This is a genomic window from Streptomyces sp. NBC_00209 (genome assembly GCF_045206345.1).
Taxonomy (GTDB): Bacteria; Actinomycetota; Actinomycetes; order Streptomycetales; family Streptomycetaceae; genus Streptomyces.
This window is the reverse complement of record NZ_CP108121.1, coordinates 4,963,176-4,983,087: the sequence shown is the minus strand read 5'-3', so window position 1 is coordinate 4,983,087 and position 19,912 is coordinate 4,963,176. Positions and strand designations below refer to the sequence as shown.

The 19,912-nt window shown below is 72.9% G+C and carries 18 protein-coding genes; 8 read left to right on the top strand and 10 right to left on the bottom strand.

The window, feature by feature from the left end; all coding sequences use genetic code 11:
• Nucleotides 1-26 precede the first annotated feature (26 nt).
• From OG867_RS22620 to OG867_RS22610, 3 genes are all read right to left on the bottom strand, one after another.
• Complete coding sequence (locus OG867_RS22620) at nt 27-1,349, bottom strand: deoxyguanosinetriphosphate triphosphohydrolase (RefSeq protein WP_406287910.1); 1,323 nt, start codon at nt 1,347-1,349, stop codon at nt 27-29.
• A 210-nt stretch (nt 1,350-1,559) separates the two neighbouring features.
• The gene (locus OG867_RS22615; protein ID WP_406287908.1) at nt 1,560-2,348 is read right to left on the bottom strand and encodes a sirohydrochlorin chelatase; all 789 of its coding nucleotides are present in this window, start codon (nt 2,346-2,348) and stop codon (nt 1,560-1,562) included.
• Between the two features lie 173 nt (nt 2,349-2,521).
• Nucleotides 2,522-3,340: a Cof-type HAD-IIB family hydrolase gene (locus tag OG867_RS22610; protein ID WP_406287906.1), complete on the bottom strand. Its 819-nt coding sequence runs from the start codon at nt 3,338-3,340 to the stop codon at nt 2,522-2,524.
• 117 nt (nt 3,341-3,457) lie between these two features.
• Here OG867_RS22610 and OG867_RS22605 point away from each other — a divergent pair, with 117 nt between their 5' ends.
• Complete coding sequence (locus OG867_RS22605; RefSeq protein ID WP_406287904.1) at nt 3,458-4,183, top strand: vancomycin high temperature exclusion protein; 726 nt, start codon at nt 3,458-3,460, stop codon at nt 4,181-4,183.
• Nucleotides 4,184-4,198: 15 nt separating this feature from the next.
• On the opposite strand, the gene cutA is transcribed toward OG867_RS22605, so the two are convergent.
• A complete protein-coding gene (cutA, locus tag OG867_RS22600) occupies nt 4,199-4,540 on the bottom strand; it encodes a divalent-cation tolerance protein CutA (protein ID WP_328900080.1) in 342 nt (113 codons plus the stop codon).
• A gap of 67 nt (nt 4,541-4,607) precedes the next feature.
• The gene (locus OG867_RS22595) at nt 4,608-5,231 is read right to left on the bottom strand and encodes an NAD(P)H-dependent oxidoreductase (protein ID WP_328900081.1); all 624 of its coding nucleotides are present in this window, start codon (nt 5,229-5,231) and stop codon (nt 4,608-4,610) included.
• 93 nt (nt 5,232-5,324) lie between these two features.
• Here OG867_RS22595 and OG867_RS22590 point away from each other — a divergent pair, with 93 nt between their 5' ends.
• The 4 genes from OG867_RS22590 to OG867_RS22575 all read left to right on the top strand — a co-directional run bounded on the left by OG867_RS22590 (nt 5,325) and on the right by OG867_RS22575 (nt 8,523).
• Nucleotides 5,325-6,125, top strand: coding sequence for an aminotransferase class IV (locus OG867_RS22590; RefSeq protein ID WP_406287902.1), 801 nt, complete (start codon nt 5,325-5,327; stop codon nt 6,123-6,125).
• Nucleotide 6,126: 1 nt separating this feature from the next.
• Nucleotides 6,127-6,606, top strand: a complete 480-nt coding sequence (locus tag OG867_RS22585; protein WP_406287900.1) for a DUF5990 family protein — start codon at nt 6,127-6,129, stop codon at nt 6,604-6,606.
• Nucleotides 6,607-6,965: 359 nt separating this feature from the next.
• Nucleotides 6,966-7,802: a hypothetical protein gene (locus OG867_RS22580; protein ID WP_406287898.1), complete on the top strand. Its 837-nt coding sequence runs from the start codon at nt 6,966-6,968 to the stop codon at nt 7,800-7,802.
• A gap of 97 nt (nt 7,803-7,899) precedes the next feature.
• Nucleotides 7,900-8,523, top strand: coding sequence for a class F sortase (locus OG867_RS22575; protein WP_406287896.1), 624 nt, complete (start codon nt 7,900-7,902; stop codon nt 8,521-8,523).
• 16 nt (nt 8,524-8,539) lie between these two features.
• Here the strand turns inward: OG867_RS22575 and OG867_RS22570 are convergent, their stop codons facing one another.
• Nucleotides 8,540-9,328 (bottom strand): sulfite exporter TauE/SafE family protein, encoded by a 789-nt coding sequence (locus tag OG867_RS22570; protein ID WP_406287894.1) that lies wholly within the window; start codon nt 9,326-9,328, stop codon nt 8,540-8,542.
• A gap of 282 nt (nt 9,329-9,610) precedes the next feature.
• On the opposite strand from OG867_RS22570, the gene nirB reads away from it, so the two are divergent.
• The 3 genes from nirB to OG867_RS22555 all read left to right on the top strand — a co-directional run bounded on the left by nirB (nt 9,611) and on the right by OG867_RS22555 (nt 13,557).
• On the top strand, nt 9,611-12,205 hold the full coding sequence (gene nirB / locus OG867_RS22565) for a nitrite reductase large subunit NirB (RefSeq protein WP_406291123.1): 2,595 nt from the start codon (nt 9,611-9,613) through the stop codon (nt 12,203-12,205).
• Nucleotides 12,205-12,564 carry a nitrite reductase small subunit NirD gene (gene nirD, locus OG867_RS22560; RefSeq protein ID WP_406287892.1) on the top strand — a complete coding sequence of 120 codons (360 nt, stop codon included), beginning with the start codon at nt 12,205-12,207 and terminating at the stop codon, nt 12,562-12,564. The genes nirB and nirD overlap by 1 nt, the downstream gene beginning before the upstream one ends.
• Before the next feature lie 72 nt (nt 12,565-12,636).
• The gene (locus OG867_RS22555; protein ID WP_406287890.1) at nt 12,637-13,557 is read left to right on the top strand and encodes an oxidoreductase; all 921 of its coding nucleotides are present in this window, start codon (nt 12,637-12,639) and stop codon (nt 13,555-13,557) included.
• Between the two features lie 15 nt (nt 13,558-13,572).
• Here the strand turns inward: OG867_RS22555 and OG867_RS22550 are convergent, their stop codons facing one another.
• From OG867_RS22550 to dusB, 4 genes are all read right to left on the bottom strand, one after another.
• Complete coding sequence (locus OG867_RS22550) at nt 13,573-13,977, bottom strand: VOC family protein (protein WP_406287888.1); 405 nt, start codon at nt 13,975-13,977, stop codon at nt 13,573-13,575.
• Nucleotides 13,978-14,091: 114 nt separating this feature from the next.
• On the bottom strand, nt 14,092-15,078 hold the full coding sequence (locus OG867_RS22545) for a transcriptional regulator (protein WP_406287886.1): 987 nt from the start codon (nt 15,076-15,078) through the stop codon (nt 14,092-14,094).
• Between the two features lie 505 nt (nt 15,079-15,583).
• Nucleotides 15,584-18,295 carry a pyruvate, phosphate dikinase gene (gene ppdK, locus OG867_RS22540; protein ID WP_406287884.1) on the bottom strand — a complete coding sequence of 904 codons (2,712 nt, stop codon included), beginning with the start codon at nt 18,293-18,295 and terminating at the stop codon, nt 15,584-15,586.
• Between the two features lie 418 nt (nt 18,296-18,713).
• On the bottom strand, nt 18,714-19,862 hold the full coding sequence (dusB, locus tag OG867_RS22535) for a tRNA dihydrouridine synthase DusB (RefSeq protein ID WP_328900092.1): 1,149 nt from the start codon (nt 19,860-19,862) through the stop codon (nt 18,714-18,716).
• Nucleotides 19,863-19,912: the final 50 nt, after the last annotated feature.

Genomic DNA, 19,912 nt, shown 5'->3' with positions numbered 1-19,912 from the left:
GGGGAAGGGGGTGTGGCCCGATCGGGTCACTCCGGGTGGCGGGCGCCGTCCCGGGTGAGGTGGGTGTGCAGGGTGCGGGCCGAGGCGTCGGTGAGGGCGGCGATCTGGTCCACGAGGACCCGCTTGCGGGCGCGGTCGTCGGGCGCCGCCTCGTACAGCGCGCGCAGCTGCGGTTCGAGCCCTTCGGGGGCGCGGGCGGTGAGCGCGGCGGCCAGCTCGGCGATGACGACGCGCTGGCCGGCGCGGATCTCCTCCTGCTCGGCGCGCTGCATCACGTAACGGTCGGCGATGGCCTTGAGCACCGCGCACTCGTTGCGCGCGTCGCGCGGGACGACCAGCTCGGCGGCGTAGCGGGTGAGGCGTCCGGTGCCGTATCCCTGGCGGGTGGCGGTCTCGGCGGCGAGGCAGAAGCGGCCGATCAGCTGGCTGGTGGCGTCCTTCAGGCGGGCCTGGGCGACGGCGGACCCGTCGTAGCCGTGCGGCCACCACTCCTGGGCGATGAGCCGGTCGAGCGCGTCGGCCAGCTCCTGCGGGTCGGTGTCGGCGGGGACGTAGCGGCCGATGGCGACGTCCCAGATGTCGCGGCGCTCCGGTTCGGCCTCCAGGCAGTTGGGGTCGATGTGGCCCGCGTGCAGCCCGTCCTCGAAGTCGTGCACGGAGTACGCCACGTCGTCGGACCAGTCCATGACCTGGGCCTCGAAGCACGTGCGGTCGCGGGGGGCGCCCTCGCGGAACCACTGGAAGACCGGCAGGTCGTCCTCGTAGACCCCGAATTTGGGCGAGCCGGGGTCGGTGGGGTGGGCGCCCCGGGGCCAGGGGTACTTGGTGGCGGCGTCGAGGGCGGCGCGGGTGAGGTTGAGCCCGACGCTGGCCAGGTCGCCGGTGCGGGTGTCGGGGACGAAGCGCTTGGGTTCGAGGCGGGTGAGCAGCCGCAGCGACTGGGCGTTGCCCTCGAAGCCACCGCAGTCGGACGCGAAGTCGTTGAGCGCCTGCTCGCCGTTGTGACCGAAAGGCGGGTGTCCCATGTCGTGGGAGAGGCAGGCCGCCTCCACCAGGTCGGGGTCGCAGCCGAGGGCGGCGCCGAGCTCGCGGCCGACCTGGGCGCACTCCAGGGAGTGGGTGAGCCGGGTGCGCGGGCTGGCGTCCCAGGCGGGGCCGCGGGTGCCGGGCGTGACGACCTGGGTCTTCCCGGCGAGCCTGCGCAGCGCCGCGGAGTGCAGCACGCGGGCGCGGTCGCGCTGGAAGGCGGTGCGGCCGGGCCGTTTGTCCGGCTCGGGGTCCCAGCGCTCGGCGTCGGCCGGGCCGTAGGGGGCCGTACCGGGGTGCTGTGTGCCGTCCGTGCCGTTCATGCGTCCGAGATTAGGGCCTGTCCGGCCATTCCCGTCGTCCGCCCGGAGGGCGGGCCGGGCGGCGTCAGGCGGGTGCTCTCGGCGTGCCGGCCCCAGACCCCTGTACTGGATGTACTGGGGTCTGGGGCCGGCACGCCGAGAGTGCGTGCATGGCGTCGCCCGGCAGACGGGAAGGGTCGGACAGGCCCTCGGCCGCACCGACAGGACCGGTCAGGCGGAGGCCGCGAAGCGTCTGTTCATAGGTATGTCGCACAGTGCCGATCCCGCCGCGCGCGCCTGGTCGTAGCGGTGCAGGAGCAGCCGGGCCAGCGCGGGGTGGGCGCCGAGCGGGGCGGCGGCGATCCACGGCGCGTGGGAGGCGGCGGCCGAGGCGAAGCGCCCGGGCGCGATGAAGTACGAGGCGACGGCGATCCGGCGGTGGCCCCGGGCGGCGAGCGCGTGCACGGCGGCGGGCACGGTGGGCGAGGCGGCGGAGGTGTACGCGGGCACGACGGGCACGCCGCCGAGCCGTTCCCCGAGGAGCCGTGCGGTATGCCGGGCGTCGGCGGCCGATTCGGGGTCGCGCGACCCGGCGGCGGCGAGGACGACGGCGCTCCCCCGCTCCGACGCGTGCCAGCCGGCCTCGGTGAGCCGGTCGTGCAGCGCCTCCACCAGCAGCGGGTGCGGCCCGAGCGGCGCGGCGACACGGGCCCGCAGGGCGGGGGCGGCGGCGACGGACGCGGGGATGTCGTGCTTGACGTGGTGCCCGCGCCCGAGCAGCAGCGGTACGAGGACGGCCTCACCGGCACCGAGGGCGTCCAGGGCCTCCGGCAGGAGCGGCGCGTTGAGCTCTATGTGGCCGAGGCGGACGTCGAGCCCGGGGCGCAGCTCGCGGACCCGGTCCAGGAGCGCGGCCACGGCCTGCGGGGTGCGCGGGTCCCGGCTGCCGTGGGCGACGGCGACCAGGGCGGGGGCGGCGGACGCCGGGCGGTTCGCGGGAAGGTGCCGGATGCGGTGCATGGGGTCGATGGTGGCGGACGCACGTTGCCGGGGCGTTGCGTGGCGGTCACGGAGGTTTTCCGGCGGCTCACCGGGGAAGCGCGGAGGCGGCGGGTTCACGGGGTGCGCGGGCCCACGGGGCGCGAGGTCGCCAGAGGGTGCGAGGTCGCCAGAGGGCGCGGGCGCCCCCTCCCTCAGCCCCTCCCCCGCAGCGCGAACAGGCGCTCGATGACCTGGGCCACCCCGTCCTCCTCGTTGGTCCGGGCGTGCGTCGGCACGGCGGCCAGCACCGCCGGGTGGGCGTTGGCCATGGCGTAGCCCGTACCGGCCCAGGCGAGGACCGTGAGGTCGTTGGGCATGTCGCCGAACGCGATGACGTCCGCCGCCTCGACGCCCCGCTCCGCGCAGAGCAGCGCGAGCGCGCCGGCCTTGGTGACGCCGGGCGCGCTGATCTCCAGCAGCCCGCGCCCGCCGGAGTGGGTCAGCTGGACGGTGTCACCGGCCCCCGGGCGGGCGGCGGCGAGCAGGGTGTCCGCGTCGAGCTGTTCCGTCCAGGCGAGCAGCTTGGTGACGGGGGCCTCGGTGAGCCACAGCTCGGCGAGCGAGGCGACGGGGAGTTCGGCGCCCTCGTCCTCGGACAGGCGCAGCCGGTAGGCCGGTTCGTAGAAGACCTGGTTGCCGGTCTCCAGGGCGAAGCCGACGCCGGGGACAGCCGCGGCGAGCGCGGTGGCGACCTGCCGGGCCACGGTCAGGGACAGCATCTGCGAGGCGACGACGCTGCGGCTCGCTATGTCGTAGACGAGGGCGCCGTTGCTGCACACCGCGGTGCCCACGAGGCCGGTGGCCTCGGCCAGCCGGTCCACGAAGCGGGGCGGCCGGGCGGTCACGATGACGACCTCCGCCCCGGCCTCCTCGGCGGTGCGCAGGGCGCGCAGGGTGCGGGGCGAGAGCGAGCCGTCACCGCGCAGAAGGGTGCCGTCGAGATCGGAGGCGATCAACCGTGGAAGCGACATCGCCCGATGGTACGCGGAGGCCCGGGCCGGTCGGAGAACCCTTTCGGCCGCCGGATCGTCCAGTAGGGCAGGGGCGGCAGGGCCCCGGGAACAAGGGGCGGGCGAGTGAGGGTACGGATGCGGCGGACACCGGGGGCCGAGCGGGCGCGGGGCGTCCGGCTGCTGAGAGCCCTGCGGCCCCGGCTGCCGAGGACCCGTCGGGGGCGGCGGCGGGCGGTGCAGGGGGTGATGGCCGCGTGTGTGCTGGCGCTCGCCCCGGCGGCCTGGCTGCATGTGGTGGCCGATGCCCGGATCAGGACCGTCGAGGACGTGCCCGCGCGGCAGGTCGCGGTGGTGTTCGGGGCGGGGCTGTGGGACGGGAAGCCGTCCCCGTACCTCGCGAACCGGCTGCGGACGGCCGCCGCGCTCTACCGGGAGGGCAAGGTGAAGGTCGTCCTGGTGACCGGGGACAACAGCCGCGTGGAGTACGACGAGCCGGACGCGATGCGGGCGTTCCTGGTCGGGAAGGGCGTGCCGGACGACCGGATCGTCAGCGACTTCGCGGGCTTCGACACCTGGGACTCCTGCGTGCGGGCGAAGAAGATCTTCGGCGTGGACCGGGCGGTGCTGGTGAGCCAGGGCTTCCACATCCGCCGGGCCCTCGCGCTGTGCCGGGCGGCGGGGATCGACGCGTACGGGGTCGGGGTGGACGCCGAGCACGACGCCACCTGGTACTACGGCGGGACGCGGGAGGTGTTCGCGGCGGGGAAGGCGGCGCTCGACGCCCTGTTCGAGCCGGACCCGCACTTCCTGGGCCCCCGGGAACGCGGCGTGGACGACGCGTTGGCGGCGGCCTCCCGCTGACCGGGGCGCCGGGTCTCAGACCGAGGTGACCGGGGCGGTCTCGGCCGAGACCCAGCCCAGGTAGCGGGCGCTGCCCCGGAGGACCGGCAGGGCGATGATCTCCGGGGTTTCGTAGTCGTGCGCCTCCTGGAGGTGGGCCTCCAGCTCCTCGTACCGCTCGGCCGTCGTCTTGCAGAACAGCTGCCACTCCTCGGTGGCCTCGATGGCGTTCTGCCAGCGGTAGACGGAGGTGACGGGCGCGGAGATCTGGACGCACGCGGCGAGCCGCGCCTCGACCACTCCCCGCGCCAGTTCCCTGGCCTTCTCCTCGCTGTCCGTCGTGGTCAGTACGGTCAGCCATGCCGGCGTCGTCGTCACTTCGGGGTCTCCTCGCAGCGGTAGGCGGTTCCTCCCCGATTGTGGGGTGCCGCCTCCCGCCGCGCCATCAGCCGCCGTACGGGTGGGCCCTCTTCGCGTCCCGCAGCGCGCGGCCCCACCAGACGAGCTGGTCGAGCAGCGTCTTCACGGCGGCGTCCGGGCCGGCCGGGTCGCGGTGCCTGCCCTCGTCGTCGAACTGGGCGCCGGCGTTGTGGAAGGAGACGGTGTCGCGGATCGAGACGGTGTGCAGCTCGGCGAAGACCTGGCGCAGGTGCTCGACCGCCCGGAGTCCGCCGGAGACCCCGCCGTACGAGACGAACGCGACGGGTTTGGCCTGCCACTCGTCGCGGTGCCAGTCGATGAGGTTCTTCAGGGGCGCCGGATAGGAGTGGTTGTACTCGGGGGTGACGACGACGAAGGCGTCCGCCTCGGCCAGCCGGGCCGAGACCCCGGCCAGCACCTCCCGGGCGTCGCCCTCCAGGCGGTAGGAGAGGGCGGTGGGCAGATCGAGGCCGGCGACGTCGACCACGTCCGTATCGATCGCGGGATGGGCGTCGGCGTGGGCGAGGAACCAGTCGGCGATGACGGGGGCGAACCGGCCCTCGCGGTTGCTGGCGAGGATGACGGCCACCTTCAGGGGGGCGGTCCCGGGCAGGGTCGTGGTGGTGGATTCCGCGGTGATGAGGTCCATGGCGAAGACGTTCGCGCCTCAACCATGGTTGAGGTCAAGCGCGGCGGGGAACGCCCCTCCCGCCGGGCGCCGGCGGCCGCATACCGTGACCGCATGACCACTCCAGCAGCGGCGGCCCTCCCGTACGCAGAGTTCGACGGCCGGCCCGCCACCGAGGACGATCTGAGCCGGGCGCTGTTCTTCAACTACGGCCACTTCACGGCGATGCAGGTACGCGAGGGCCGGGTGCGCGGTCTCGGCCTGCACCTGGCCCGGCTGGACGCGGCCAACCGCGAGCTGTTCGAGCTCCCCCTGGACGGGGAGCTGGTGCGCCGGCTGATCCGGCACGCGCTGGAGAGCGCGGGCGCGGCGGACGCCTCGGTGCGGGTGCACGCGTATCTGCCGCCGGGGAACACCGCGACGACCGTGATGGTGGCGGTACGGGACCCGGGCGGGATGGATTCCGGGCCGAAGAGCCTGAAGTCCGTCCCGTTCGCCCGGACCGCCGCGCACCTCAAACGGCCCGGCGAGTTCGGCCAGACCTACTACGCGGACCTGGCCCGCCGCGCCGGGTACGACGACGCGCTGCTGACCCTGCCCGACGGCTCGGTGACCGAGGGGGCGTTCACCAACATCGGCTTCTGGGACGGCACGACGGTCACCTGGCCGCAGGCCCCGGCCCTGTCCGGCGTGGCCATGGGCGTCCTGGAACGTGAGCTTCCGGGCGCGGGCCTGACGTCGCTGCGCCGGCCGGTGACCCTGGACGGGCTCGGGGCGTTCCGGTCGGCGTTCCTCACCAACTCGCTGGGCATGGCCCCGGTCGCCCGGATCGACGGCACCGCGTTCACGGTCGACGCGGAGCTGATGAAGCGCCTGGCCACGGCGTACGAGGCGACCCCGGGCGAGGTGGTCTGACATGGAGTCTCCCCTGCTGCTCCACATCGAGGGATCACGCCTGCCGGGGCGCTCCTGCCCGGCCGGGCCCGGCTTCCCCGGCTACGAGAACATCCACGTGGGCGTCCAGCGCAAGGACAGCCCCGGCGAACTCCTCGGCCCGACCCCGGGGGACGCTCCGGGCGCCCGCTGGACCCTGGAGTGCACGGCGGCCGAGGACGCGGACGGGGTCGCGGTCCGGGGGCCGTACGTGCAGAACCGGCTCGGCGGGCGCTTCGTGTACCTGTCCTGGGGCACGGTCGACGCGGACGGCCTGTTCACGATGTTCCGGCGGGCCAAGCTGATGTTCGCCGACGTCGACCCGGCCGTCCTGGCGGCGGCCGTGCGCTCGGGGCATCTCACCGCCCGGCTTCCACTCTCGGACGCCGAGACGCGGCCGCTCTGCGCGCGCATCCGGCCGCCGGTGGTCGAGTGGTCGGCCGGGGCACCCGGACGCCCCTGACGCAGTCCGCCCCCTCCGGACCCAGGGGGGAGAGGTCCGGAGGGGGCGTCGGCCGGGGGCGGCTGTGCGCACCGTCCCGTGGGGGGTTGTGATGCGTGTTCCCGCTCAGCGGCGGCTCACGCGTGTGATGTACGCCACATCGCCCGGCGGGCCCGTCACCCGAACGGCACCAGGGCGCGACGGACCGCGTACCCCGCCCACCGCCACCCCTGTGACCTGCGACGACACCGATTGGCAAGGAGGCCACGCCGGGCCGGACGGGTGAGAGCTGACTCGGTGTCAGCAGGCATGGGGGCCGGTCCGGCTGTTGGCTCGGAGCCAGGACACACCCGCCAGCGCCCCTGCTCGGAGGAAACCCCATGCGCCGTCCTGCCCGACTCGTGACCGGCACCGCCGCCGCGGCCCTGGCCGCCGCCGCGCTCGGCCTCAGCGCCGCCGCCCCGTCCGCGTACGGGGACGAGGCGGCGACACTGAGGATCTCCCCCGCCAGCGCCGCGCCGGGCGCCACGGTCACCGTGGACACCACCGCCTGCGGGGGCGACAGCGCCGCCACCGGCGACGCGAGCGCGCTGGACGCCCCGGAGTTCCCGCTGGCGCCCGTCTCCCTCGAAGAGGCCCTGGCCGGCTCCTTCCGGGTGCCCGGCGGCGTCGCGCCCGGGTCGTACGGCATCGGCGTGGACTGCGCGAACGGCGAGAAGGCCACCGGCGAGATCGAGGTGAAGGCCGCGGGCTCCTCGCGCGACGAGACGGACGGGGCCGGTGCCGAGGAGCCCGCCGCCCCCGCCGGGGCCGCCGACTCGCCTACGTACGACTTCTCCGACCTCGACGGCCTGGGCGGCGACGAGGACACGGAGGGCCTGGACGGGCTCGACGCCGAGTCCGCCGGCGCCGCCCGCGTCCCGGACGCCCCCGCCGAGGCCGGCCGCGGCACGCCCACCGAGCGCCCCACCGGGTCCGGGCGGGACGAGACGGGGTCCGGCCGTGACGAGACCGGGGCCGGCCGTGAGACGCCCACCGGGCACCGGACCTCGGCCGCGCCCACCGCCCCCTCGGGGCACGTGAAGACCGGAGTCGGCGGCAGCGTCGGCCCGGACACCACCCAGATCGCGGCGGGAGCCGGCGTACTCGCCGCTGCCGCCGTCGGCGGAGCCTGGCTCCTGCGTCGCCGGGCGAGCGGCACGCGGGACGCCGGCTGACGGAGGCATCCACCCCTCCGTACCGCCCGGTGTCCGTCCCGGTGGCCCCGCGCCACCGGGACGGGACCGTTTCCGCTTCGCACCCCGGAGGACCACCGTGTCCCAGAAGGCCAAGGGCTGGCTGCTCGTCGTCGTGGCGCTGGCCGGTGTCTGGCTGATCCAGAACGGCGCGGGCACCCGGCTCACCCCGCCGGGCCCGGCCGCGGCCCAGGCGTTCGCCGCCGGGCCCGCCCTGCTGCCCGGCTCCCCGGTCGCCGAGCCGCTGCGCCCCTCCGCGCCCGTACGCATCCGGATTCCCAGCATCCGGGTCGACGCGCCGATGATGCGGCTCGGGCTCGGGGCCGACGGCAGCCTGGACGTGCCGCCGGCCGGGAACACGGACATCGTCGGCTGGTGGAAGGACGGCACACCGCCGGGCGCCAAGGGCACCGCGATCGTCGCCGGCCACGTCGACAACGCGCAGGGCCCGTCGGTCTTCTACGACCTGGGCTCACTGAAGAAGGGCAGCACCGTCGAGGTGGACCGGCAGGACGGCCGTACCGCCGTCTTCGCGCTCGACGCGATCGAGGTGTACGAGAGCGACGACTTCCCCGACCAGCGGGTCTACGGCGCCTCCGAGCACGCCTCGCTGCGGCTGATCACCTGCGGCGGCGGCTACTCCGACGCGACCGGCTACCGGGGGAACGTGGTGGCGTACGCCCACCTCACGAGCGTGCGCTGAGCCCCGCCGTACGAAATCAGCTCGACCACTGGTCGAACCCGAGCTTCGCCACCAGCGAGAACACCACCACCAGCAGCACCCCGCGCACGAACTCGCTGCCCTTGCGCAGCGCCATCCGCGCGCCCAGCAACCCGCCCGCCAGGTTGAACACCGCCATCAGCGCCGCCAGCTGCCACAGCACGTTGCCCTGGTGGGCGAACATCGCGAGCGCCCCGGCGTTGGTGCAGACGTTGACGATCTTCGCGGTGGCCGACGCGGTCACCAGGTCGAGGTGGAGCACGGCGGTCAGGGCGAGTATCAGGAAGGTGCCCGTACCGGGTCCGAACAGCCCGTCGTACAGGCCGATGCCGCCGCCCACCAGGACGATCGCGGTGACCGTGCGCGCCCGGGTGATCCGGGGCGGGACGCCTTCCCCGGCGGCCCGGCCGAACTGGGGCCGCAGCATCACGAACGCGGCGACCGCCAGCAGTACCACCATGATCACCGGCCGCAGCACCTCGCTGCTGATCCCGGCGGCGAAGAACGCGCCGGTCATCGACCCGGCCAGGGCCGCGAGCCCGATCCGGACCGCCGTGCCCACCCTCACGGGCGCCTTCCGCGCGTAGGTGACGGCGGCGCCCGAGGTGCCGACGATGGCGACCGCCTTGTTGGTGCCGAGGATCTGCGCGGCCGGCAGGTGCGGCAGACCGAGCAGCAGCGCGGGCAGCAGGAGCAGTCCGCCGCCGCCGACCACCGCGTCGACCCAGCCCGCCGCGGCGGCGGCGAGGCACAGCACGACAAGGGTGGTCAGGGTGATGTCCGGCATGAGCACGACCCTATGGAGCGGATGCGTGCACCGTCCAACCGTTCCGGGGCCGCACCGGGAAAGTTGAGCCAACTCTGAGGTTTCCGCAGGACAACGCCCCTTTTCCGGCTTCCGGGGGCCGCCTCACAGACCTTTCCGGCAGGCGCTGAGCGCAAGGTTCCTCCCGGGAAACAGCGGGGAACCGGCCGGGTAACACCGCCCGGACACGCTTCCGGTCATGAGCACACAGGCCCGGCGCCTGTGGCCCTGCCGAATCTGCTCACCGACGACGGAGGCCCCGAGATGCCGGTGTCCACTCCCCCGACCGCCCCCACCTCAGGCCCTGCCGCCGTGCCGACGCTCGTGGTCGTCGGGCACGGGATGGTCGGCCAGCGTTTCCTGGAGGCCCTGGCCGAGCGCGGGCTGACCGGCGCCGCCGGGACCGCCCGGGTCGTCGTCCTGTGCGAGGAGCCCCGCGCCGCCTACGACCGGGTCCAGCTGACCTCGTACTTCGCCGGGAAGACCCCGGACGACCTGTCGCTGGTCGAGGACGGCTTCATGGAGCGGCACGGCTTCGAACTGCGGCTGGGTGACCCGGCGGTGGACGTGGACCGCGCCGCCCGTACGGTCACGGCGCGGTCCGGCGAGGTCTTCGCGTACGACACGCTGGTCCTTGCGACCGGGTCCTATCCGTTCGTGCCGCCGGTCCCCGGCAAGGACAGCACCGGCTGCTTCGTCTACCGGACGATCGAGGACCTGCTCGCCATCGAGGAGTACGCGAAGAACGCGACGACCGGCGCGGTGGTCGGCGGCGGGCTGCTCGGCCTGGAGGCGGCCGGCGCGCTGAAGGGCCTCGGCCTGGACACGCACGTCGTGGAGTTCGCGCCCCGCCTGATGCCCGTCCAGGTGGACCAGGGCGGAGGCGCGGCGCTGCTGCGCACCATCGAGGACATGGGCCTGACCGTGCACACCGGGGTCGGTACGCAGGAGGTGACCGCGGGCGAGGACGGCACGGTGACCGGGATGGCGCTCTCCGACGGGTCCGCGCTCGCCACGGACCTGGTGGTGTTCTCGGCCGGGGTGCGTCCGCGCGACCAGCTGGCCCGGGAGTGCGGGCTCGTGGTCGGGGAGCGCGGCGGGATCGTCGTGGACGAGGAGTGCCGGACCTCCGACCCGGCGGTCTTCGCCATCGGCGAGTGCGCGCTCGCCTCGGACGGCCGGGTGTACGGGCTGGTGGCGCCGGGTTACGAGATGGCTCTGACGGCCGCCGAGGTGATCGCCGGCAAGGCGGCCGCGTTCACCGGCGCCGACCTGTCGACCAAGCTGAAGCTGCTCGGCGTGGACGTGGCCTCGTTCGGCGACGCGCACGGCACCGCCGAGGGCTGCCTCGACGTGGTGTATTCCGACGCCCGCTCCGGTGTCTACAAGAAGCTGGTGATGGCGGCGGACGGCACCCTGCTGGGCGGGGTCCTCGTGGGCGACGCCGACCAGTACGGCACGCTGCGCCCGATGACCGGGAGCGTGCTGCCGGTCGCCCCCGAGCAGCTGGTGCTGCCGGCCGGGGCGGGCGGCCCGGTGACGCTCGGCCCGTCCGCACTGCCCGACGAGGCGGTGATCTGCTCCTGCCACAACGTCACCAAGGGCGCGATCTGCGAGCACACCACGCTCCCCGAGGTGAGGAAGTGCACCAAGGCGGGCACCGGCTGCGGCAGTTGTGTCAAGGTGATCGGCCAGCTGCTCCCGCAGAGCCAGGACGCGGGCCTGTGCGGCTGCTTCGCGTACACCCGCGGCGAGCTGTACGAGATCGTCCGCACCCTGCGCATCACCTCGTACGCGGACCTCCTCGACTCCCACGGGCGGGAGGAGGCCCGGGGCGGCGACGGCTGCGAGGTCTGCAAGCCGACGGTCGGCTCGGTCATCGCCTCGCTCGCCCCGACGGTCGGCGCCAGCGGCTACGTCCTGGACGGCGAGCAGGCGGCCCTCCAGGACACCAACGACCACTTCCTGGCCAACCTCCAGCGCAACGGCTCGTACTCGATCGTGCCGCGCATACCCGGCGGCGAGATCACCCCGGACAAGCTGATCGTGATCGGCGAGGTGGCCCGCGACTTCGGGCTCTACACCAAGATCACCGGTGGTCAGCGCATCGACCTCTTCGGCGCCCGGGTCGACCAGCTCCCGCTGATCTGGACCCGGCTCGTCGACGCGGGCTTCGAGTCCGGGCACGCGTACGGGAAGTCGCTGCGCACGGTCAAGTCCTGCGTCGGGCAGACCTGGTGCCGCTACGGCGTGCAGGACTCCGTGAAGATGGCGATCGACCTGGAGCTGCGCTACCGGGGGCTGCGCTCCCCGCACAAGCTGAAGTCGGCGGTCTCGGGGTGCGCCCGGGAGTGCGCGGAGGCCCGGGGCAAGGACTTCGGGATCATCGCCACGGCCGGCGGCTGGAACCTCTACGTGGGCGGCAACGGCGGCGCCACCCCGCGCCACGCCGACCTGCTCGCCCAGGATCTGTCCGACGCCGAACTGGTCCGGCTGATCGACCGGTTCCTGATGTTCTACATCCGCACCGCGGACCGGCTGGAGCGCACCTCGGCCTGGCTGGAGCGCATCGAGGGCGGCCTGGAGCACGTCCGGGACGTCGTCGTGCACGACAGGCTCGGGCTCTGCGAGGAGCTGGAGCGGCTGATGGCCGACCATGTGCGCGGCTACCGCGACGAGTGGGCCGAGACCATCAACGACCCGGAGCGGCTGCGCCGGTTCGTCACGTTCGTCAACGCGCCCGACGCGCCCGACCCGTCGGTGAAGTTCGTCCCGGAACGCGACCAGGTCAAGCCCGACCTGGACATCCTCGCGGGCCCGGTTCTCGCCATCCGCACTCTTGAAGGGACCGCCTCCTGATGACCACGCAGACGCCGGCGACCGCGCAGGACACCCGGACCGTCCGGCTCGCCGCCGGGGACGGCTGGCTCACGGTGTGCGACCGCTCGCTGCTGACCCCCGGCCGCGGGGTCGCCGCCCTCCTCCCGGACGGCCGGCAGGTCGCGCTCTTCCTGGACCGGGCGGGGCGCACGTACGCCATCGACAACCGCGACCCGTTCACCGGGGCCTATGTCCTCTCGCGCGGCCTGATCGGCTCCGACGGCGGGCAGCCCTTCGTCGCCTCGCCCCTGCTCAAGCAGCGCTTCGACCTGGCGACGGGGGCCTGCCTGGACGACGACGAGGTCTCCGTACCGGTCTTCGAGGTACGCGCGGACTGACGCGCCCCGGCGGCCGGAGGCCCCCGAACGGGTGCTTCCGGCCGTCCGCGTGCCCGGTCGTACGCTTGATCCATGACCCAGGGCTGGAGCACGCGCGACATACCGGACCAGAGCGGCCGCACGGCCGTGGTGACGGGGGCCAACAGCGGGATCGGGATCATCACCGCCCGCGAGCTGGCCCGTTGCGGGGCCAGGGTGCTGCTCGCCTGCCGCGACGAACGGCGCGGCGAGGAGGCGGCGGCCCGCATCCGGTACGCGGTGCGCGGCGCGGACGTGGAGTTCGCCCCGCTCGATCTGGCCGACCTGTCCTCGGTGCGCGCGTTCGCCAAGGGCCTCCGGGCGGACCGGATCGACCTGCTGATCAACAACGCCGGGGTGATGGCCCTGCCGTACGGGCGGACCGCAGACGGCTTCGAGACCCAGTTCGGCGTCAACCACCTCGGGCACTTCGCGCTCACCGGGCTGCTGCTGCCGAGGCTGCCGGCCACCGGGGGCGCCCGGGTGGTGACCGTCTCCAGCGGGCTGCACGCCCTGGGCGACATCGACATGGGCGATCTCAACAGCGAGCGGAACTACCGCCGCTGGACCGCCTACGGCCGTTCGAAGACCGCGAACCTGCTCTTCGTCCACGAGCTGGCCCGGCGGCTCGCGGCGGCCGGCAGCGGAGTGGTGGCCGCCGCCGCGCACCCGGGCCTCGCCGCGACCGACCTGCACACGGCGGCGGCCCGGCTGGAGCGGCGCAGGGTGGCGGAGCGGGTCATGAACCTCGCCAACGTCATCGCCCAGCCCGCGTCGGCCGGGGCCCTGCCCACGCTGTACGCGGCCACCGCGCCGGGCGTGCGCCCCGACTCGTTCACCGGCCCGCGGGTGCTGGGCTGGCGCGGCGCGCCCGGACCGTCCTGGCGGGCGGGCCGGACGCGCGGCGATGTGGCGGGCGAACGGCTGTGGGTGGCCTCGGAGCAGCTGACCGGGGTGACGTACGCGGGGCTGTAGCGTCTTTCGCCCGGCTCAGCCCTCGACGGCGGACGGGTCCATCCAGACGACCTCCCACAGGTGGTGGTCCGGGTCCTGGAAGGAGCGGCCGTACATGAAGCCGAGGTCCTGCGTCTCGTTGGCGGGCGATCCGCCGTTGGCGAGGGCGGCGTCGGCCAGCTCGTCCACCTTCTCGCGGCTGTCGGCGCTGAGCGCGAGGATCACCTCGGTGGACGCGGACGCGTCGGCGATGTCCTTCTTGGTGAAGTCCTTGAAGCGCTCCTCCTGGAGGAGCATCGCGAAGATCGTGTCGCTGATGACGAGGCAGGCGGTGCGCTCGTCGCTGAACTGCGGGTTGAAGGAGTAGCCCAGCTTCGCGAAGAAGTTCTTCGACGTCTCCAGGTCCTTGACCGGCAGGTTCACGAAGATCATCTGTGGCATGGCCGTCTCGCTCTCTCGGTGCTCTGGTTCCGTGTGCGTCTTCTCGACTGGTAGACGCCGGGGCCGCCCGGAACTCATCGGTGCGGGCCGCGGATCCTTTCCGTACGGGGCACCTCACGAAACCGCGACCGGTGCCCCGCCCCTCAGCAGCGAGCCGCCGAGCGGGGTCAGGGTGTGCTGGACGGAGCTGCCGTGCCGCAGGGTGTGGACGAGCCCCGCCTCACGCAGGACGCAGGCGTGCTGGCTGGCCGAGGCGAGGGAGACCCCGGCGCGCCGCGCCAGTTCGCTGGTGGTGCAGCCGTCGCCGATGACCCGCAGGACCGTGGAGCGGGTCTGCCCGAGGAGCCGGCCGAGCGAGGGGCCCGGCTCGGCGAAGGCGGGCGCGGCCCGGTGGGCGACCGGGTAGACCAGGACCGGCGGGAGCAGGGGGTCGCGCAGGACGACGGGGGTGCCCCGGCAGAAGTAGGACGGCTGGAGGAGCAGCCCGCGCCCGTCCAGGTGGAGGTCGCGGTCCACGGGGTAGTCCGCCTCCAGGACGGGCGCCCGCCACCGGATGACCGGGGGCAGCGAGGCGAGCAGTTCGTCGGTGCCACCGTCCAGGAGGGCGCGGCCCCGGATCGCCCGGTCGGCCTCGACGGCGGAGCGGACGTGCGGCCAGTACGGCTCGACGGCGGCGCGGTGGTAGTCCCGTAAGGCGGCGACGAGGCGGCCCACGGGCTCGGCGCCACCCTCACGCAGGGGGTCCAGGCGGGCGGCCCGCCGGGCGCCGGGGTCCCCGAGGAGGGCGATCTCGGCGCTCAGGCGCTCGGGCGGAGTGGCACGCACGGCTTCCATTCCCGCGTCGAGTCCGAGTGGTTCGGCGCTTTCCTGAGAAGGCGTCAGGAAGTCGGGAAAATATCCGTGCTGCGGGACCACCGCGGACAGCAGACGTACTTCACCGCTCAACCGTGGGCGGGTTTCGGTGCGCCATTTCCCGAAGACCGCGGAAGCCCTCCGGTCCCTCAGCCGGTGAAAGCTGAGAATGGTCTCCCACAGCGCGTCCGGCCCGGAGGCCATCCGCACCCTGGAAAGGTCCCATCCGGAGACATGGATACGCAGCACCGAACTCCCACCCCTTGCACCTGCAATTTCCCCCCTCGCAAGAGTATGCGAATCGTAACAGCACGTCACCACGGGGTTTCGGCCAGAGGTGAAACGCCTCGCCGGGACCGCCCGCCGGACGAAAGGCTGTACGGCGTCGGGTGCGATTCCGGAGCCACCGGAAGAGCGAGTGAAGGCCGTGGGGGGTTTTGCTCGTTCGGCGGCGGTTGGCAAAGGTGCGGCTCCGCACTCGATGGGGGTAAGCCGGGTGCGGCCCGTGGATGGGGATCCACGGGCCGCACCCCGGTCCGTTCCACTCGATTTCTTTGCGCATTAAACGAAGCAATGGACGCCGTTCCTCGCATTTACCGGGACATGACAACGTTGTGCGCCGTCCGGTCCCGTACGACAAGACGGCGGCACCCCCGCACAGGGTGCCGCCGCCTCCGGAATTCCGCTTCCGCCGCCGGTTCGGGTGAGGGTGCGATCACCGGCGGCGGAAGCGGAATCGGTAAGGGGTGACGCGTCAGCGGCTGTCGCTCGCCCGCGCCCCGGCCGCCGCCCGGCCCGCCTCCAGACGCGCCACCGGAATGCGGAACGGCGAGCAGGAGACGTAGTCGAGACCGGCCTCGTGGAAGAAGTGCACCGACTCGGGGTCGCCGCCGTGCTCCCCGCAGATGCCCAGCTTCAGGTCCGGGCGGGTGGCCCGGCCCGCCGCGACGGCGCTCGTGACCAGCGAGCCGACGCCGTCCTTGTCGATCGTCTCGAACGGCGACACCCCGAAGATGCCCTTCTCCAGGTAGGCGGTGAAGAAGGACGCCTCCACGTCGTCGCGGGAGAAGCCCCACACCGTCTGGGTGAGGTCGTTGGTACCGAAGGAGAAGAACTCCGCCGCCTCCGCGATCTGCCCGGCGGTCAGCGCGGCGCGCGGCAGCTCGATCATGGTGCCGATCTTCAGCTTGAGGTCGGTGCCGGTGGCGGCCTGGACCTCGGCGACGACCCGGTCCGCCTCCTCGCGGACGATCTCCAGCTCCTGGACCGTGCCGACAAGCGGGATCATGATCTCCGCGCGCGGGTCGCTCTTGGCGTTCTTGCGCTCGGCGGCCGCCTCGGCGATGGCCCGCACCTGCATGGCGAACAGGCCGGGGATGACCAGGCCGAGGCGCACCCCGCGCAGCCCCAGCATCGGGTTCTGCTCGTGCAGCTTGTGCACGGCCTGGAGGAGCCTGAGGTCGTTCTCGTTGGCGTCCTTGCGGGCCTCGGCGAGGGCCACGCGTACCGAGAGCTCCGTGATGTCCGGCAGGAACTCGTGCAGCGGCGGGTCGAGGAGCCGTACGGTGACCGGCAGCCCGTCCATCGCCTCGAACAGCTCGATGAAGTCCGCCTTCTGTAGCGGGAGCAGCTGCTCCAGGGCCGTCTCGCGCTCCTGGTCGGTGTCGGCCAGGATCAGCTTCTCGACCATCTCGCGGCGCTCGCCGAGGAACATGTGCTCGGTGCGGCAGAGGCCGATGCCCTGGGCGCCGAAGCGGCGGGCGCGCAGGGCGTCCTCCGCGCTGTCCGCGTTGGCCCGCACCCGCAGCCGGCGCACCCGGTCCGCGTACGCCATGATCCGGTGCACGGCGGCGACCAGCTCGTCGGCGTCGTCGGCGCCCGCGTGCATCCGGCCCTCGAAGTACTCGACCACCGGGGACGGCACGACGGGGACCTCACCGAGGTACACCTTGCCGGTGGAGCCGTCGACGGAGACGACGTCGCCCTCCTCCACGACGATGTCCCCGACCGTCAGGCGGCGGCGCTTGGTGTCGACCTCGATCTCCTCGGCGCCGCAGACACAGGTCTTGCCCATGCCCCGGGCGACGACGGCGGCGTGCGAGGTCTTCCCGCCGCGCGAGGTGAGGATGCCCTCGGCGGCGATCATGCCGTCCAGGTCGTCCGGGTTGGTCTCGCGGCGGATCAGGATGACCTTCTCGCCGGACCGGGACCACTTGACGGCGGTGTACGAGTCGAAGACCGCCTTGCCGACCGCCGCGCCGGGCGAGGCGGCGATGCCCCGGCCGAGCCGCCGGGTCTTCGCGGTGTCGTCGAAGCGCGGGAACATCAGCTGGGCGAGCTGGGCGCCGCTGACCCGCTGAAGGGCCTCGGCCTCATCGATCAGCCCCTGGTCCACCAGCTGGGTCGCGATCCGGAACGCGGCACCGGCGGTGCGCTTGCCGACCCGGGTCTGGAGCATCCACAGGTGGCCGCGCTCGATGGTGAACTCGATGTCGCAGAGGTCCTTGTAGTGGGTCTCCAGCGTCTCCATGATCGTCAGCAGCTGGTCGTACGACTGCTTGTCGATCGACTCCAGCTCGGCGAGCGGGACGGTGTTGCGGATGCCCGCGACGACGTCCTCGCCCTGCGCGTTCTGGAGGTAGTCGCCGTAGACGCCCTGGTGCCCGCTGGCCGGGTCACGGGTGAAGGCGACGCCCGTACCGGAGTCGGGGCCGAGGTTGCCGAAGACCATCGAGCAGACGTTGACGGCGGTGCCGAGGTCGCCGGGGATGCGCTCCTGGCGGCGGTAGAGCTTGGCCCGGTCGGTGTTCCACGAGTCGAAGACCGCCTTTATGGCCAGGTCCATCTGCTCGCGCGCGTCCTGCGGGAAGTCGCGGCCGGCGTCCCGCGCGACGATCTTCTTGAACTCCTTGACCAGCTTCTTCAGGTCGCCCGCGTCGAGGTCCACGTCGACCTTGACGCCCTTGGCCTCCTTCGCGGCCTCCAGCGCCTCCTCGAAGAGCTCGCCGCCCACCCCGAGCACGGTCTTGCCGAACATCTGGATCAGCCGGCGGTACGAGTCCCACGCGAACCGCTCGTCGCCGGCCTGGACGGCGAGGCCCACCACGGAGGCGTCGGAGAGGCCGATGTTGAGGACGGTGTCCATCATCCCGGGCATCGAGAACTTGGCGCCGGAGCGTACGGAGACCAGCAGCGGGTCGTCGGCCTGGCCGAGCTTCTTGCCCATCCGCGCCTCCAGGGCGCCGAGGTGCGCACTCACCTCGTCGCGGAGGGCGGCCGGCTCGTCACCGCTGTCCAGGTAGACCTTGCACGCCTCGGTGGTGATCGTGAAGCCGGGCGGGACGGGGAGCCCGAGGTTGGTCATCTCGGCGAGGTTGGCCCCCTTCCCGCCGAGGAGGTCCTTCAGATCCTTGTTGCCTTCGGTGAAGTCGTAGACGAACTTCTGCACATCTTTGTTTTCCGACACGGTCTCGACTCCTCGAAGACGCGGTGGCTGCCCTGACGGCGAGGAACATACCCAGATCGAAGGTGCCTGGGTACGTCCACTTGCGCGTCGTACGGCCGTAACCACCCGTCCGCCAGCAGATCGAATGTCGGCTGCCCGGGAGCCATCCGGAACGGTGCGTTCAGGAGTCGTACGCAGGATGACGCAGCGCACACCGGGACCCTTGGTTCGGTGGCTGAAAGTGATCGAAGCATCGATCGATCAAAGTACGGCTACATGGCACCCAGTGCCATCCTTTGAGAAGTGCAGTCCTCGATTTTGCGCTCATCTGAGCGCACGCCTTCTCAAGGTGGCGAGAATCACTCGATGGGGGGCCCGCTCGGATGAGCGAAAATGACGAGTGGGGGCACTCAGTGCCCCCACTCGTCATGTGTTTTTCTCAGCCTCCGGAGGTGTCCAGCTCCGCGTCGGCGCTGATGCCCGCGCAGTCGTACGGGTCCTTCAGCCAGCCGTCCGGGAGGGCCACCCGGTTGTTGCCCGAGGTGCGGCCGCGGGGGCCGTCGGCGCCGTCCGGCCAGGGCTGGTCGAGGTCCAGCTCCTGGAGCTGGGAGCCCAGCTCCTCCAGCGAGGAGGTGATCGCCAGCCTCTTGCGCATCTCGGAGCCCACCGCGAAGCCCTTGAGGTACCAGGCGACGTGCTTGCGGAAGTCGATCACGCCCCGCGCCTCGTCGCCGATCCACTCGCCCAGCAGCGTCGCGTGGCGCAGCATCACGTCGGCGACGGTGCGCAGCACGGGCGCCTGCCTCGTCTCCGTACCCTCGAACGCGCTGACCAGGTCGCCGAAGAGCCAGGGGCGGCCCAGGCAGCCGCGCCCCACGACCACGCCGTCGCAGCCGGTCTCGCGCATCATGCGCAGGGCGTCGTCCGCGCACCAGATGTCGCCGTTGCCGAGCACCGGGATCTCCGGGACGTGCTCCTTGAGGCGGGCGATGGCGTCCCAGTCGGCGGTGCCGCCGTAGTGCTGGGCGGTGGTCCTGCCGTGCAGGGCGACCGCCGTGACGCCCTCCTCGACGGCGATCCGGCCGGCGTCGAGGTAGGTCAGGTGGTCGTCGTCGATGCCCTTGCGCATCTTGATCGTGACGGGCAGGTCCCCGGCCCGGGAGACCGCCTCGTGCAGGATCGCGCGCAGCAGCGGCCGCTTGTACGGGAGGGCCGAGCCGCCGCCCTTGCGGGTGACCTTGGGGACCGGACAGCCGAAGTTGAGGTCGATGTGGTCGGCGAGGTTCTCGTCCACGATCATGCTGACGGCCTTGCCGACCGTGTCCGGGTCCACTCCGTACAGCTGGATCGAGCGCGGGGTCTCGCTCGCGTCGAAGTGGATGAGCTGCATGGTCTTCTCGTTGCGCTCGACCAGGGCCCTCGTCGTGATCATCTCGCTGACGAACAGCCCCTTGCCGCCCGAGAACTCCCGGCACAGCGTGCGGAAGGGGGCGTTGGTGATGCCGGCCATGGGCGCGAGGACCACCGGGGGCTGCACGGTGTGCGGGCCGATGCGGAGCAGCGAGGGCGAGGGGGCGAGCGTGGTCATGGCCCCATTGTCCCGTACGCCGATGACTGCTCCCCAGGGCGTCTCGCCCC

Bases quoted from the DNA above. Each gene is read 5' to 3' on its own strand.
- OG867_RS22620 (WP_406287910.1), bottom strand. From the start codon at position 1,349: ATGAACGGCACGGACGGCACACAGCACCCCGGTACGGCCCCCTACGGC.
- OG867_RS22615 (WP_406287908.1), bottom strand. From the start codon at position 2,348: ATGCACCGCATCCGGCACCTTCCCGCGAACCGCCCGGCGTCCGCCGCC.
- OG867_RS22610 (WP_406287906.1), bottom strand. From the start codon at position 3,340: ATGTCGCTTCCACGGTTGATCGCCTCCGATCTCGACGGCACCCTTCTG.
- OG867_RS22605 (WP_406287904.1), top strand. From the start codon at position 3,458: ATGCGGCGGACACCGGGGGCCGAGCGGGCGCGGGGCGTCCGGCTGCTG.
- OG867_RS22595 (WP_328900081.1), bottom strand. From the start codon at position 5,231: ATGGACCTCATCACCGCGGAATCCACCACCACGACCCTGCCCGGGACC.
- OG867_RS22590 (WP_406287902.1), top strand. From the start codon at position 5,325: ATGACCACTCCAGCAGCGGCGGCCCTCCCGTACGCAGAGTTCGACGGC.
- OG867_RS22585 (WP_406287900.1), top strand. From the start codon at position 6,127: ATGGAGTCTCCCCTGCTGCTCCACATCGAGGGATCACGCCTGCCGGGG.
- OG867_RS22580 (WP_406287898.1), top strand. From the start codon at position 6,966: ATGCGCCGTCCTGCCCGACTCGTGACCGGCACCGCCGCCGCGGCCCTG.
- OG867_RS22570 (WP_406287894.1), bottom strand. From the start codon at position 9,328: ATGCCGGACATCACCCTGACCACCCTTGTCGTGCTGTGCCTCGCCGCC.
- nirB (WP_406291123.1), top strand. From the start codon at position 9,611: ATGCCGGTGTCCACTCCCCCGACCGCCCCCACCTCAGGCCCTGCCGCC.
- nirD (WP_406287892.1), top strand. From the start codon at position 12,205: ATGACCACGCAGACGCCGGCGACCGCGCAGGACACCCGGACCGTCCGG.
- OG867_RS22555 (WP_406287890.1), top strand. From the start codon at position 12,637: ATGACCCAGGGCTGGAGCACGCGCGACATACCGGACCAGAGCGGCCGC.
- OG867_RS22550 (WP_406287888.1), bottom strand. From the start codon at position 13,977: ATGCCACAGATGATCTTCGTGAACCTGCCGGTCAAGGACCTGGAGACG.
- dusB (WP_328900092.1), bottom strand. From the start codon at position 19,862: ATGACCACGCTCGCCCCCTCGCCCTCGCTGCTCCGCATCGGCCCGCAC.